Source organism: Streptomyces sp. ID05-39B (assembly GCF_033794725.1).
Lineage (GTDB): Bacteria > Actinomycetota > Actinomycetes > Streptomycetales > Streptomycetaceae > Streptomyces > Streptomyces bobili.
On record NZ_JARGEF010000233.1, the window covers coordinates 1 to 12,818 of the forward strand.

Below are 12,818 nucleotides of genomic sequence, written 5' to 3' on the forward strand. Positions count from 1 at the left end.
CGCCCCCAACCCCCCCCTCCGCCCCCGCCCAGCCCCCATACCAGCCGCCCCCGACGAACTCCCCGGCCAGGAAGCGCTCCAGCTTTTCTTCTATCAGCCCTCACTCGAAAGCCTCTGACCGATGATCCGAGACAACCGATTCGTCATCAGCCGCAAGCCCTACGCCATCGACCTGTCCACCGTCACCGGCAGCCAACAGCCCCGCGGCGACCTCCACGCCTTCAGCGGATCCGCCAACGCCGTCTGGTACCGGCGCAAGGACGGCGTCACACGGGCCTGCATCGGCACCCTCATGCTGTTCAGCCACTACCTGCCCGAGCCGCTGGACCTCGAGGACCCGCAGGCCATCCTCTCCGCCAAGCTGGACGGACGGTACGGCGGAGACTGCCACGGGCGCTGGGACGGCACCGGCTACTGGGGAGCGGAACGCCCCGAAGTGCAGGAGCAGCACCTGGCCATCCTCCGCCCGATGCTCACCGCCTGTCCGACCACCCCGGCCGGATACGACGGATGGTGGACGTTCTCATGACCGGCCCGGACGACCCGAACTGGCGGTGGGAGTTCCGGTGCGAGGACTTCGTCTACGCCCGCCTCGCCGAAGCCCAGACCGCCACCGAGCAGATGGAGCCCGGCCAGGCCCGGGACGCCGAACTGAACCGCATCGACTCCCTCTACTACATCGCCGACGACCACAACATCTGGGTCGACGCCCGCGGCCAATCCGCCGCCCGCTGCATCACCTGCACACCCGCCGGCTCCGGCGTCCCCTGCCAAACCATCCGCGGCCTCGCCCGCCTCTGGCCCGCCCACCCCGACTACCTGCGGGACTGGAACACCCACATCGACAACCCCCGCTACCGCGGCGTCACCTACGAGCAGTACAAGAAGCGCACCACCATCCACCAGGAACGCGCAGCCGAACTGCTCCCGTTCTACGGAAAGTTCGACCTGCTTCGGGATCGGGACGGCGAGTACTGGCAGTGCCGGACCTGCCCCGCCCGCGGCGACAGCTACCGCCCGCTGATCAGCTCCTACGACTACCCCTACGGAATCGGCGACGGCCCGAAGCAGCACCCCACCTGCCCCGCCCTCGAGACCAAGGAGCCCACCTGATGCGCGCCCTCACCGTCCGCTTCCCCTGGAGCGCCGCCATCGCCCACGGGACGAAGCGCACCGAGAACCGGCCCAAGCCGATTCCGCCCGCCCACCTCGGCACCACCATCCTCATCCACGCCGGCCTCGCCGAGGACGACAACGCTCTCCCCGCCGAAACGGTCCGCGCATGGCCCCGCCACTATGGCGCCATCATCGCCGTCGCCGACCTCGCCTCCTGCCACCAGGCCGCACGCCCCCGCTGCTGCGCACCGTGGGGATTCCCCCAGACCGATGCCGGGACCCTGTGGCACTGGCAGCTCGACAACGTCCGCACCCTCCCCCACCCTCCACGCCCCGTCCGCGGCCAGCTCGGACTGTGGACCGTCGACGACGACGTCCTGGCCGCCGTCCGCCGGCAGGTGGAAATCCCGCAGGACGTAACCGCATGACCAGACGCCCGCCGCTGATCACCGATCACTGGTTTTGTGAAGGGCCCGTCCAGCCCGACGGATCGGACGGCTATTGGATCTGCGGTCGCTGCGGCCAGCACCGAGGCGACCACCTCCAGGCCGAAGGAGACTGGCTTAAGCCGCTGCACGCGGTCGTCCCGATGAGGGTCCGGCCGAAACACTGCAAGGCCTGCGGCCGCCACCATCGCCACACCACGCACACCCCGTGGACGTGGGAACAACTCAACCCGATCACCGACCCCCAGTCGACGGAGGACTGACGTGCTGCGATCCGTACCCGCCCCCGCGCAAGAGCAGCGGCCGAAGAAGACGTTCCCCGAGTTCGTGGCCGCGGTCTACGAGGACCCACGCGTCGGGCATGAGGCGCGCGAACTCCTCCTGGCCATCGGGTACGCCGTGGACCTGGCGAAGCGTGAGGACGGTGTTAGCCCACTGAAGGTGGCGCGGCGGAAGCTGGGTGTGGAGCACGGTCGGATGGCTCGCTACGACCGTCTGGTGGCCTCCGACGCGCCCCGCTACAAGCCGCCCCACGCGGCCGGCAACTGGGGCCCGAGCGGTGCGCCAGGCTGCCAGGCCCCTCGCCTGCGGCCGTACGTCTTCCGGGCCCGCCAGACCCCATCCCCCCTCGATGATGAGGCCGTAGTTCTTCTGCGGCCGCGGCCAGAGACCGTCGTGCACGTAGGCCCGGACCACGTCGACCCGGTCGACTACCGCAACGAGCACGGGATCTGCGGCGCCAACTCCCACCACCGCGTCCTGGAGAAGGACCCGCGCACCGGCTGGGTTACTGCGCACTGGTTCTGCAAGCGCCACAAGGACCACGCCGACCGCGTCGACGACCAGGTCCGCGCCCAGAATGAACAGGCACCCGAGCCGATCCCCAACATAGGCGGCCTGCTCCCGTGCTACTTCAAAGCCGACTGGGAGAAGGTGTACAAGCACTACCGGCCCCACTGGACGGCCCCGAAGTACGGGCTGTGCGCCGACGACTGGCCGACCGTAGACGAGGCTGCACCGCGCACGTACGGACGCCTGCGCGCCATCAACGGCCTGGACCTGGAGGACGCGTGACGGACAAGCCGACCCGGGAGCAGCGCATCGAGGCGCTGGCGGAGGAGCTGTGCCACGCCTACCACTACGGCGTAGGACTCCAAGAACTCGAGGAAGAGGACCCCCAGCAGGCGGCCGCGCACCGACACGCAGCCGAGTTCTTCCTCAAGTACATCGAGCAGGTCCCGAAGGAGGAGAAGCGGGCCGCGTTCCACCGGGGCTACGACCGCGGTAGTGAGAACGCGAAGAAGGCCGCTGCCGAGCAGGTGGACCGTCTCCGGGCAGAGGTGAAGGAACTGCGCCAGGACCGGGACCCGGAGGGCTTGCGCGCCAGGATTGCGGACCTTCAGTACGTCACCCGCGGCTACGGACGGATGTTCACCGGCGGGTCCGACCTCCGCACCGACCTTGCCGACGCCCTCAGCCGTCTCGAGGCCGCACAGCGGGAGCTGGCCGTACTGAGGGGCGTGCAGCCGTCCAACGCGACCGGGGACCGGCCCAGCTGACGGCTATGCGGCAGCTCTTAAGCCGTTCCCGTCTTCGCCCCCACGATCCCCGTCCTCGGCGCTGTCGTCGACCATCCGGTCCGGTGACAGCGCCCACCTGTACGTCAGCGCAGACACCGAAGCCACATCGAACAACGATTTGAGTTCGGCGATCTCGCCTTGCAGGGTGCGCAGGCTGATCCCCAGACGTTGCGCGGTGGCCTGCTGTGCGTGGTCCGCGACCAGGTCCCGCAGGATCTGCCGCTGCCTCGGTGTCGTCCGCACCCCCGGCCCGCCTCCCGACGACACCGTGTCCACGGCCTGCCCGCGCGCCCGGAGTTCCCCATGCCACAGGTCTGCGCGCCGCCACCTCGCCTCGAACTCGGCGACGATGTAGGCGACGAATGCGCCGTCGGTGATCTGCCAGGCCGCATGCTCGTCTGCGTCAGGAACGACGGTGTTGGAGATGAAGGCGATGCGCCGGTCGACGACGATGGCGCGCTCGAAGGGCTCCTCGAGGGTGCGGAACTCTGCGGAGCGTCCGCCGGCCCGGTTGGCCATGGAGCGGGCGTGCGCGGCCGTCACGGAGTTGTCGCGGACGGTGGCCCGGTAGAGGGTGCGCAGGGCGACTCCGCGGTCCAGGGCTTTCGCATCCCGGTCGCGGGCCACCTCGAGCTGGTGGGGTTGTCGGGGGCCGCCGGGCTGCGCGGCAATGATCTCGAACCGGGCGGTGCTCACCACGTCCTGGAGACGGGCGTTGACGACGACCGGGTCCGGTATGTATTCGGACCTGCCGCCGGCGTGCAGCCGGGATCGTTCGTAGGCGTCCTCGAGCGCGGCCGCGGCCGGGGGGAGGGCGCGCATGCGGGCGATGCAGTCCTGCGCGTTCTGCAATTCGGCCTCGAGGCGACGGCGCAAAACCTCCGCCGGATCCAGAGGTACCGGTCGGTTTGTTCCCCGAAGATCACGGGCGATGACGCCCAAAGCCTCCAACTCCGCCACCGCATCCGGCATCACATCCGACGGATCCGCCCCCGCCGCGATCTGCGTGAACGCGTCAACAGCCCGCCGGGACAAACCGCCTTCGCCACCCGAACCAACATCATCATTCAAAACGCTGATCCCCCGTCAAAACAGGCAAAGACCCTGCACAAAAACGCAATGCACACACACGCACACCACAACCATTGAGACTGAAACCAGCCTAAGCCAGGATGCCTATGGGGCGTCCACCGGCGCTCGAACCCCCACATCCTCCCCACCCACACCGCGTCAACTGCCAGGAACACGCGGAACAGGCCACGGGGATCGCAGCAGGATGCAAGGGCCAGAGAAACCGGGAAGACGCCCCGTTATCGTGTCGACAAACCCATCCGACAGGCAGGACACCCCGCATGAAGACCACCCTCCGCAGCCTCGCCGCCGGCCTCACCCTCGCAGCAGCCACCACCACCGGACTCACCCTCACCACCACCACAGCATCAGCCGACGACACCGCCACCGTGGAAACCGTCGACGACACCACCGACCTGCCGGCCATCACCACCCCCACCCTGCCGACCGTCAGGCCCCTCGACACCTACTGGGGCTGACCACCCCCACACCAGGCCCGGCAGACCCCCCACCACACCCTGCCGGGCCACCCTCAGGGGCAGGGGCAACACCCAGGCCGAATCCCGGCACCGTAGAAGCATGGCCCCCTACCGCAAGAAGCCCGTCCAGATCGAAGCCCACCAGTGGAACCAGAACGGCGACCACCCCGAAGACGGCCCGGGCGACCGAGAAGGCCGCCTGGTGCGGTACTTCCGCCGCTCCGAGCCCGAATACGAGGGCACCAAGACCCACGCACTTTGCGGCCGCACCTGGCACGACCACGGATGGATCGACACCCTCGAAGGCGGCAACGACGGCGCACAGGTCGTCTGCCCCGGCGACTGGATTGTGACGGGCGTCCAGGGCGAGCACTACCCCGTCAAGCCGGACATCTTCGCCGCGACCTACGAGCCGGCCGCGCCCATCCCAGCAGCTGCCGAAGCCGAGACAACGGCCCGAGTCTTCGCCGCTCTTCACGGATCCGCAGAGGAAGGCGTCACCCGCGTCATCAGCCTCTACGAACAATGGGTGAAAGCCGGGCCGCCGCCGCTCGGCACGCCGATCTCCCGCTGGTGGGACAAGCGGCTCGTCGAACTGCACCACGCGATCCTCCCCGCGGTCCGGGAGCAGCGAAACCGACCCACCCACCCCGACGGCACCCCGTACAGCTACGCCGAGATCACCGCCGAAGGCTGGGAGTTCTGCGACGGCTGCCGTACCTGGTCCACGGCCACCGCCGCGCATCCGCACCAGTGCCCGGAAACGCACATCAGCGGACCAATCACAGGGGGCGCCTGATGGCCAAGGACCTCTCCGACAACCGCCGCGCCGCCCTCCGTGACTGGCTGACCGCCAACGGCATCAACCCCAACGTCATCCCCGTAGACGCCGACCTGACCATCGACACCCACCCCGACAACTCGCGCCACATCGCATACGAGGCATTCGTCCTGAACAAGGACGGCCACAAGATGGTCGACGAACGCGGAACCGGAGCAGCCATCGAGAAGCGCACCACGCCGCTCCAGGTAGATCCGCCGACCTGGTGGGAGCCGCACCGCAAGCCCACCCGGGACGACCTCCTCGCCTCCACGGACCGCGTCCGCTCCCTGCACCGCTGCAACGAGCACACCGGGGACTGCGAGTACTGCTCGCAGCGGGACTACCCCGACTACTCCGTCCCCTGGCCCTGCGGCACCATCCAGGCCCTGGACGGAGGTGGCGTCCAGCCATGACGAACGCCGTCATCCACCGTGCCGAACTTCCCCTGGACGACCGGCCGCACGGCATCGACCTCACCGGCGAGATCCTCCACACCGCGGTACGCCGGCCCGGCGCCGTCGACGTCTGGTATCAGGCCCGGCCAGCCGGGATGGATCCGATGCGGCGCAGCTTCCAGGTTGTCGGAACCGGGCATCCGATCCCCGCCCACCTCGGCTTCTACCTGCATGGCAGCCACAAGGGCACGGCCATCAGCCCGGACGGCCTGCTGGTGTGGCACGTCCTCGAGAACCACTGTCAGCACCAGGACGTCACCGAGACCACCGAGTGGGGGCAGCTCCCGGATACGTCCGCCCTGTGCCTGCTCTGCCGCGCCCGCTTGAAGGGCGATGGCGATGACGGGTGGATTCCTGTCTGATTCGCCCCGCGTTGTCGGTGGTGCGTGTCAGACTCGTGGTGGAGCTGGCGTCGCTTACACCCCCAGTGGTGGCGCCAGCCACAAGACTCCCGGCCCGCAGTCCGCGCCGCGCACCGGGAAAGGTGGCCCGGTTCTCCTCATCCCCGTGGGAGACCGGGCCACACGCATGTCGTCATCGGCCGCGTTGGGACGCTCCGCGACTTTCCCTCTCCTGGGTCGCGACGGCGTCGGGGTAGGCGATCGACAGCCCCGGGACTTCCTGTGCGACCCGAGCCACCACGGCCCGGTGCCAGCTGGCGGGGAACTCGGCGTCCGGGTGGGCGGCCAGGTATTCGGCGTCGTCGCGGTAGGTGATGACGCCTGGGTCGGGCAGGTCCATCAGCTTCTCCGCGATGCCGGCGACGCGATGCTACGGGCATGAAAAAAACGGTACGCCACCTGCACTGATACATGCAGACGACGGACCGTTTCACACAACCGAATTCCCGGAGGCGCCCCCCATTGTGGTCCCGCCACGCTACGCCCGGCAGCGGATCACCGGTAGGGGCGCAGCACCTCATCCACCCTGCGAGCGACCACAGCCGCACGCCCCAGATCCCGCACCCCCCGCGGCGCCGCAGCCAGACGGGGCACCAGACGACCTGGGGACAACACGAACACCGGACCATCCCACCCCGCCACCGACGCCCGCAGTTCCCCACCGGCGACCGGCGAGCCGTGGACGACCAGCAGCGGCCACACCACCACCCCCGGCATACCGAGCGCCGTCTGCACCCGGGCCGCGTACCGGGCCACCGCCTCCACCTGACCGTGCCGGTCATCCGTACCGCAGCACACCCGCCCACGCACCAACCACGTCGGCTTCTGCGCACTGGCATGCCACCGTTTCGTGTCCAGCACCACCACAGCGGTCCCGCACGGCGATATCAGCACATGATCGAGGTTCGCTCTCGAGCCGGGTAACGCCCGGTCGTGCCGCACATGCCAGCCCTGCCGGTGCAGGGCCTCGAGCATGCCGGCCGTGGTGGCCTCCGCAGCCGCCCCGAGGTCCCAGCGGGCCGCCACAGCGTCCGCACGCCGGGCTGCCGGGTTCCAGCCCAGCCAGGACAGGACACGCCGCCACACACCCCGCCTGGCGTGCGCACGGATACGCACAGCCTCACGGGATGCAGAGTTCCGGCCGGTCACTTTGCCCCTCCCTGTTTCTCCCGGGTGACGCGCGCCCACGAGTACAGGTAGTACTGGCCCAGCTTGCTGTAGGCACGCCCGTACCCGTGCAACGAGGCCGGCGGGTAGCCGCAGGTGGTCTGCTCCTCCGCACCGTCCTTTGGACCGCCCCAGAAGCGCACCGTGTACGTCGTCTCGCTCACGAACGCCCCTCCTTCGCCTGGTCCATGGCCTCGACGAGCCGGTCCGCGTAGTCGGCGGCGACACCGTGCGGGGAGCAGAAGTCCCGCATCTCCACAGCGAACTCGCGGGCCGCCCCCACCTCCGCCTTCAGACGGCTGATCTCCGCGCAGAGCAGCTCGATGTTCGGACCGGCGATATCCGCCACCTTCTGGTCCGTCAGCAGACGCAGCCGCTCCCTCAGACGGCGGTTCTCCTCCGGACCCGCCTCGCCCGCCTGCCGGATGACGTCCCCAAGGTCGGCGTGACTGTACGGGTCGTCCTCATCCATGAACCCGGCATCGCACATCGCCCGCCGGATCCCGTCCAGCTGGTGTTCCTTCGCGCGTCGGGCCTTGTGGGCGAGCCGCAACCGGTTCTGCAAGACACCCACCTGCTCGGGCGCCTCCTCCACGAACTTGGCCTTCGCCACGCGCACCAGAGCGGTGATCGCTTCCTGGGCTTCCGCGGACAGTTCGCCCTGGCCGCGGACCCGCACCGTCTCACCGTCGACCTCCACCGGCCGGCAGACGTCTGGGCCGGACGGTTCTTCGTCGGCCCAGTGGTCCGGACGGACCGGCTCCCAGTCGCCGTACGACACCCGCCGGCGCACCACGACCCCGCCTGTGTCCCCAGGCAGGAGCATGATGCCGGGCTGCCCATCAGGGCGCGCACCGAGGACGGTGGAGAACTCCCACTCCGGAGGCGGGACGGGGGGCAGGCTGCTCTGACTGATCGGATGCGGGTCCGGGGGCGTGTTCATGCTGCTCCTTCAAGGGTGGTGGGGTTCCAGGTGTCGGGGCCGGGGATGGTGCGGACCTTGCGGCCGTTGCATTCCTCCGGCCAGACACGGGTCAGGCGACGTCGGGACTGAGGGCATTGCGGGCGTCCGTGGGTCCACAGACGACGCTTCGAGGTCAGGGCGACGCGTTGGCCGCAGTACGGGCAGGTGACGCGAATGGCGGCCATCACGTCCCCTGTGGGGCGGTGCGCCGTACGCCCTGGAAGCGGCGGGCACAACGCTTCAGCCGACGCTTCATGTCGTCGCCCCCTCCTCCGTGCCACTTCGCTACACCCAGGAGGGAGTTCCCTATGGCATTGCACCCGTTCCAGGTGGTGCGTGAGATGCGGCCGGTCAGATAGGCCGCGATAGCGATGATGAAGAAGCCCATCCCGAGGGAGTAGAAGACGTAGGAGATCATCGGGCTGCCTTTCGGGTGAGGGGGCGGGCGTGCTGACGGCGTAGCGGGCGGGTGCGGCGCAGCCGGCGGCGCTGAACCGCTTCGGCTCCGGCTTCCAGCGCGCGGCAGAGAACGCCGGCAGTGAGAGCGGCGAGGCAGACCGTCCACACGGGAGGGTCGTAGGTGCCGGTGACGGCAATCCACCCGGCAAAGAAGGTGACGGCGAGGGTGACGGGGACGCCTATGCAGAGGGCGAGGCGGGAGGCGCGACGCATGGACCCTCCAAGGGGTGTTGTGACGGTGGGTAGTTGTCCGCCTGGGAGCGGAGGAGACTTTCGCTACGCTGCGTTGGCTTTCCGGGCCCTGCGGCGCTCTGTTCGGTAGGCACGCTCTCCGTGCCAGCACGCCTCACACGGCTCCTCACCACGCCGCTTGTGCGCGATGAAGCCCGGGTGGTCGCCGTGGCGTCGATTCGGATCGAGGATCCCGTCGCGGCAGGCCAGGAACACTGCGTGCGTGATGTTGTTGGCGCCGAGCTTCTTCAGCAGCCGGGCCCCGGCAGAACGGACCGTGATCTCTTCCACGGTCCAGTCCTTGGCCACCTGCCGGTAGGACTCGCCATTGGCTACTCGGGTGAGCAGTTCTCGCTCGCGGGCCGTTAGGGACGGGACGGGCCCGCCACCGTGAGATGACGGGCCCACCTGGGCTGGGGCGCTCACACGCCACTCCGATCCGGCTCAGCAACCTCCACGATCAACCGGTCACCAGCGAAGGTGCTGAACTCCTGCTCCGGCATCCACCAGCACTCACAGCCCCACACGGTGCCGCCACCATCCAAGTCCAGGCGCGGGTTGAGGTCCATGAACTCAAGCAGCTCACGGACCTTGTCTTCCATCGGCCGGACCTTGGCGGCCTCGTACTTCTGGCGAGACTCGGCGAGCTGCGCCTCCGCCTCCTCCTCAGTGGTCTCCCCGGCGGAAACTTCCTTGTCCAGGCGGGACTTCACCCACGACACCAGGTCATCGACGCTGGTCTTCTTCTCGCTGTCCCGGACGGCCCTCTCGCACGCAGCCCTTGCCGACTCGGACCAGCTACCGGAGCCGGGGCGGGGGAAGTCCCCCGCGTACACGCCACGCCCGTACAGGTACACAGTGCTGTCCGTGGCGTTCCGGACGGCAGCGATACGGGATCCCACACTCCAGGCGCTCACGAGGCCTCCCCGTACGCTTCCAGCAGCGTGTCACCGTGCAGGAACAGGGGATGCGCCGGATGCCCCTTCGCTGTCCGGCCCAGGCACAACAGCTCCACGCCACGCGAACGCAGGGACCGGGCCACCTCTTCGCCCCGCTCCCCGACCGCACGATGCCTGCCCCAGGCGGCCACCACCTGCCCGCCCGTGTCAATGGACTGGCGGATGAAGGCGTCCCCGTGCCGGCCGATCGGATCCGCATGCCCGAGCAGGGCGCGCGGCTTGGTGGAGCGCAGCGCGTACAAGTTGACAACGACCAGGCCGCCCGCACCCTCACGCCGCGCAAAGCCCAGACACCTTCGGATCGTCGGGTCCTCCACGAACGCGTCCGCCGTGGACGGGTTCAACATGACGAAGACCATCGGCGGCCGGGACTGGTCCCAGACCCGGGTCAGCAGGTACCGGTAGGCACGGGACCGGTCGAACACCGCGGCCGCCTTCCCACCAGCCAGGTCGGTGCGCTCGTCGACGACCACATCCAGCTTTAACTCAGGGAGCAACTCCAGGACCGTCACTCGCCACCGCCCAGGCGCGGCTCGATACGGGTCCGGCCCCGGTTGTAGTGCGGAACCGGGTCCTTGCCCGGCAGGAATCCGGAGTCGTTTCGGCACAGTTCAGCGCCGTCGGAACGCCGGTGGTAGCGGGTCTCCGCCCCGGGGCCGTCCTCGTCGTCGCCCTGGACGTCGATGCCGGCTGCGTGCAGTTGCGAGTCGGTCATGTCGTCCAGCAGCATCGATGTACCTGCGGTGACGTCGTACGCCGCAGCCTGCGGAACGTGGGAGAACAGCGTCTCCAACTGGCTCAGCAGGGCGACGAACCGGGCCTGCCAGGCCTGCGGCGCCGACTGCGGCAGCGTCCGCGGGATCACCAGGTAGTTGGCGTACGACAGGCCGAAGTGTTTGTGGACGGCGTCCCGCTCGAGGTCGCCGATGGCAACGCGGTAGGCGGCCAGGAGGCCCTCGATGGCCTGCGCGTGCTCCAGGGCCTCGGTGGTCTGCCCGGTGCGCGCGAAGTAGTGGGCGTAGCGGGCCTGCTGCTGGAGGCCGCCGAGCAGCTGGTGCGGCTTGTCGGCCGCGGTGTTCACGAATTCGGGTGTGGCGGTCATGCGGGTCAGTCCTCCAGGGAGTGGGTGAGGAACTTCAGGGCGCGCCGCCACCAGGAGCGGCGGGCGGGTGCGGGCTTGGTGGGGGCGCAGCGCCTGCACCGGCAGGCGACACCCTCTTCTTCGGCCTCCTGATGCAGCAGCACGTCGTCCACACGGGCATCCCGGTCCGCCTTGATGGCGGCCATGACGTGGTTGTGCCAGTACTCGTGCGCGGACGCCTGCCCGGCATGCCACCGGCAGATCAGCCCCGCCTCCACACACGCCTGGCACTCTTCGATGTCCGGGGTGTAGGGGGCGGCTTCGGGCATCAGGTTGTCGCCCGGCCGTAGTGGGGGCTGGAGGGTGAGGAGGGCGTGGGGGCGGGCGATACCGAACTCGCGCTGCGGCCAGTCCACCGGGAAGTCTCGGATGTGGAGGGCGAGGGCGCCGGCGATGGCGGGCTGGTACTCCTTCAGGTTCGCCCACAGGTCCACGGCTGCCTGGACGGGATCGATGGGGCGGACCGGCGGGGAGGGCGCCGTGTCAGGGGTGATGGTCATGGTGCTGGTCCTTCGTCAGGGGCGGGTCAGCGGGCGTTGTACTTCTCGGCGCCGTCCTGCACGTGGCCGGTGCCCTGGCAGGTGGAGCAGGCCTTCACGCCGGCGGACTCGATGACGCCCAGCCAGAAGCGGACCTGGTCGTCCCAGGCGGTGAGGGCGTCCTCGTAGGTGGCGGCGTGCACGTCGGCCGGGACGGGGAGGTTCAAGGGCCGGGTGACCGTGGAGCGGACGTGGCGGCCGGTCTTCAGCGGCTTGCTGGTGCGGCGGCTGATGTCGGCAACCCACCGGGTCTGCGGCTGGTCAAAATCAACCTCCACAACCACGTGCAGACCCGTGAATCCGTCGTAGCCGTCGAAGCAGTGCCGGATCCCCGGCATCGCCTTGATCTTCTGGTGCAGGTACTTCCGCAGGCCGGGAATCTTGCCGGGGAACAGATGCCGGTACTCAGGCCGGCCGGTCAGGAGCTGCGGCAGGTCGGCAATCCACTGCGGCTCGTCCGGGCCCGCAGGGACACGGCCCTCGAGGACCATGACCGGCCCGTCGTAGACGTGCTCGAGCGGCGCCTGCTCCTCAACGATGTTGGTGTACAGCTCCCACAGAGTCTCGCCCTCACGGTCGCTGCGCTCCGCCCACTGCTCCAGGCTCAGGGTGACGGGGAACCGAGCGGACTCCGCGGACGGGTCGGTCAGCCGGTAGCCGACGGTCTTGGCGCTGGGCTGCGCGGTCGCGGTCAGCCGGCTGGCCTCGTGATCGGTGGCCCACCAGCCGGCGTGGAGGCGCTCCATGGGCTGGTCGTCGGCGAACATCCCGGTGACCTTGGCGTGGCTACCGAAGCCGGGCGTGCCGAACTTGTCGGGCGTGGGCAGGTGGTAGGCGAAGCGGCCGTCGGGGGTCTTCAGGGCGTACACGGTCACGGGTGGTGCCTTCCGGTCGTGGTGGGGATGTGGGTGGGCCGCCCGCCCGGCTGCGATCGTGGCGGGCGGCCCGTACGTGGGTGGGGGGACCGCGCAACCCCCTGCGGGAGGG

The 12,818-nt window shown here is 69.3% G+C and carries 23 protein-coding genes; 10 read left to right on the plus strand and 13 right to left on the minus strand.

What is annotated here, in order from left to right:
• Positions 1-121 precede the first annotated feature (121 nt).
• Genes P1P75_RS33375 through P1P75_RS33400 form a run of 6 tightly spaced genes read left to right on the plus strand, consistent with a single transcriptional unit; the run spans position 122 to position 3,121 of the window.
• Positions 122-529 (plus strand): hypothetical protein, encoded by a 408-nt coding sequence (locus tag P1P75_RS33375; RefSeq protein ID WP_319262604.1) that lies wholly within the window; start codon positions 122-124, stop codon positions 527-529.
• Complete coding sequence (locus tag P1P75_RS33380; protein WP_319262605.1) at positions 511-1,113, plus strand: hypothetical protein; 603 nt, start codon at positions 511-513, stop codon at positions 1,111-1,113. The genes P1P75_RS33375 and P1P75_RS33380 overlap by 19 nt, the downstream gene beginning before the upstream one ends.
• Positions 1,113-1,544 (plus strand): hypothetical protein, encoded by a 432-nt coding sequence (locus P1P75_RS33385; RefSeq protein ID WP_319262606.1) that lies wholly within the window; start codon positions 1,113-1,115, stop codon positions 1,542-1,544. The genes P1P75_RS33380 and P1P75_RS33385 overlap by 1 nt, the downstream gene beginning before the upstream one ends.
• Positions 1,541-1,825, plus strand: a complete 285-nt coding sequence (locus P1P75_RS33390; RefSeq protein WP_319262608.1) for a hypothetical protein — start codon at positions 1,541-1,543, stop codon at positions 1,823-1,825. Before P1P75_RS33385 ends, P1P75_RS33390 begins: the two co-directional genes overlap by 4 nt.
• A gap of 1 nt (position 1,826) precedes the next feature.
• Positions 1,827-2,636 (plus strand): hypothetical protein, encoded by an 810-nt coding sequence (locus P1P75_RS33395; RefSeq protein WP_319262610.1) that lies wholly within the window; start codon positions 1,827-1,829, stop codon positions 2,634-2,636.
• Positions 2,633-3,121 (plus strand): hypothetical protein, encoded by a 489-nt coding sequence (locus P1P75_RS33400; protein WP_319262612.1) that lies wholly within the window; start codon positions 2,633-2,635, stop codon positions 3,119-3,121. Before P1P75_RS33395 ends, P1P75_RS33400 begins: the two co-directional genes overlap by 4 nt.
• A gap of 3 nt (positions 3,122-3,124) precedes the next feature.
• Here the strand turns inward: P1P75_RS33400 and P1P75_RS33405 are convergent, their stop codons facing one another.
• Positions 3,125-4,177 carry a hypothetical protein gene (locus P1P75_RS33405; RefSeq protein ID WP_319262614.1) on the minus strand — a complete coding sequence of 351 codons (1,053 nt, stop codon included), beginning with the start codon at positions 4,175-4,177 and terminating at the stop codon, positions 3,125-3,127.
• A 317-nt stretch (positions 4,178-4,494) separates the two neighbouring features.
• Here P1P75_RS33405 and P1P75_RS33410 point away from each other — a divergent pair, with 317 nt between their 5' ends.
• The 4 genes from P1P75_RS33410 (at position 4,495) to P1P75_RS33425 (ending at position 6,332) form a co-directional block, all read left to right on the plus strand.
• Entirely contained in the window at positions 4,495-4,692 is a 198-nt protein-coding gene (locus tag P1P75_RS33410) for a hypothetical protein (protein WP_319262615.1), read from the plus strand.
• Between the two features lie 100 nt (positions 4,693-4,792).
• Positions 4,793-5,491 (plus strand): hypothetical protein, encoded by a 699-nt coding sequence (locus P1P75_RS33415; RefSeq protein WP_319262617.1) that lies wholly within the window; start codon positions 4,793-4,795, stop codon positions 5,489-5,491.
• Complete coding sequence (locus tag P1P75_RS33420; RefSeq protein ID WP_319262619.1) at positions 5,491-5,928, plus strand: hypothetical protein; 438 nt, start codon at positions 5,491-5,493, stop codon at positions 5,926-5,928. Before P1P75_RS33415 ends, P1P75_RS33420 begins: the two co-directional genes overlap by 1 nt.
• On the plus strand, positions 5,925-6,332 hold the full coding sequence (locus P1P75_RS33425) for a hypothetical protein (protein ID WP_319262621.1): 408 nt from the start codon (positions 5,925-5,927) through the stop codon (positions 6,330-6,332). The genes P1P75_RS33420 and P1P75_RS33425 overlap by 4 nt, the downstream gene beginning before the upstream one ends.
• A 172-nt stretch (positions 6,333-6,504) precedes the next feature.
• Here P1P75_RS33425 and P1P75_RS33430 read toward each other — a convergent pair whose 3' ends face one another.
• The 12 genes from P1P75_RS33430 to P1P75_RS33485 all read right to left on the minus strand — a co-directional run.
• Positions 6,505-6,711 carry a hypothetical protein gene (locus P1P75_RS33430; protein ID WP_319262622.1) on the minus strand — a complete coding sequence of 69 codons (207 nt, stop codon included), beginning with the start codon at positions 6,709-6,711 and terminating at the stop codon, positions 6,505-6,507.
• Between the two features lie 155 nt (positions 6,712-6,866).
• Positions 6,867-7,559 carry a nuclease-related domain-containing protein gene (locus tag P1P75_RS33435; protein ID WP_319262624.1) on the minus strand — a complete coding sequence of 231 codons (693 nt, stop codon included), beginning with the start codon at positions 7,557-7,559 and terminating at the stop codon, positions 6,867-6,869.
• The gene (locus tag P1P75_RS33440) at positions 7,517-7,702 is read right to left on the minus strand and encodes a hypothetical protein (RefSeq protein WP_319262627.1); all 186 of its coding nucleotides are present in this window, start codon (positions 7,700-7,702) and stop codon (positions 7,517-7,519) included. Before P1P75_RS33440 ends, P1P75_RS33435 begins: the two co-directional genes overlap by 43 nt.
• The gene (locus P1P75_RS33445; protein WP_319262629.1) at positions 7,699-8,481 is read right to left on the minus strand and encodes a hypothetical protein; all 783 of its coding nucleotides are present in this window, start codon (positions 8,479-8,481) and stop codon (positions 7,699-7,701) included. The genes P1P75_RS33440 and P1P75_RS33445 overlap by 4 nt, the downstream gene beginning before the upstream one ends.
• Before the next feature lie 205 nt (positions 8,482-8,686).
• Positions 8,687-8,920 carry a hypothetical protein gene (locus P1P75_RS33450; protein ID WP_319262631.1) on the minus strand — a complete coding sequence of 78 codons (234 nt, stop codon included), beginning with the start codon at positions 8,918-8,920 and terminating at the stop codon, positions 8,687-8,689.
• Complete coding sequence (locus P1P75_RS33455; protein ID WP_319262632.1) at positions 8,917-9,174, minus strand: hypothetical protein; 258 nt, start codon at positions 9,172-9,174, stop codon at positions 8,917-8,919. Before P1P75_RS33455 ends, P1P75_RS33450 begins: the two co-directional genes overlap by 4 nt.
• Positions 9,175-9,237: 63 nt before the next feature.
• Positions 9,238-9,618, minus strand: a complete 381-nt coding sequence (locus P1P75_RS33460; protein ID WP_319262634.1) for a LuxR C-terminal-related transcriptional regulator — start codon at positions 9,616-9,618, stop codon at positions 9,238-9,240.
• Positions 9,615-10,109, minus strand: a complete 495-nt coding sequence (locus P1P75_RS33465) for a hypothetical protein (RefSeq protein ID WP_319262636.1) — start codon at positions 10,107-10,109, stop codon at positions 9,615-9,617. Before P1P75_RS33465 ends, P1P75_RS33460 begins: the two co-directional genes overlap by 4 nt.
• Positions 10,106-10,663 (minus strand): DUF1643 domain-containing protein, encoded by a 558-nt coding sequence (locus P1P75_RS33470; RefSeq protein WP_319262638.1) that lies wholly within the window; start codon positions 10,661-10,663, stop codon positions 10,106-10,108. Before P1P75_RS33470 ends, P1P75_RS33465 begins: the two co-directional genes overlap by 4 nt.
• The gene (locus P1P75_RS33475; protein WP_319262640.1) at positions 10,660-11,253 is read right to left on the minus strand and encodes a hypothetical protein; all 594 of its coding nucleotides are present in this window, start codon (positions 11,251-11,253) and stop codon (positions 10,660-10,662) included. The genes P1P75_RS33470 and P1P75_RS33475 overlap by 4 nt, the downstream gene beginning before the upstream one ends.
• Positions 11,254-11,258: 5 nt before the next feature.
• Complete coding sequence (locus tag P1P75_RS33480) at positions 11,259-11,792, minus strand: hypothetical protein (RefSeq protein ID WP_319262642.1); 534 nt, start codon at positions 11,790-11,792, stop codon at positions 11,259-11,261.
• Positions 11,793-11,818: 26 nt separating this feature from the next.
• A partial coding sequence (locus P1P75_RS33485; protein ID WP_319262644.1) for a hypothetical protein occupies positions 11,819-12,818 on the minus strand: 1,000 nt, incomplete at its 5' end.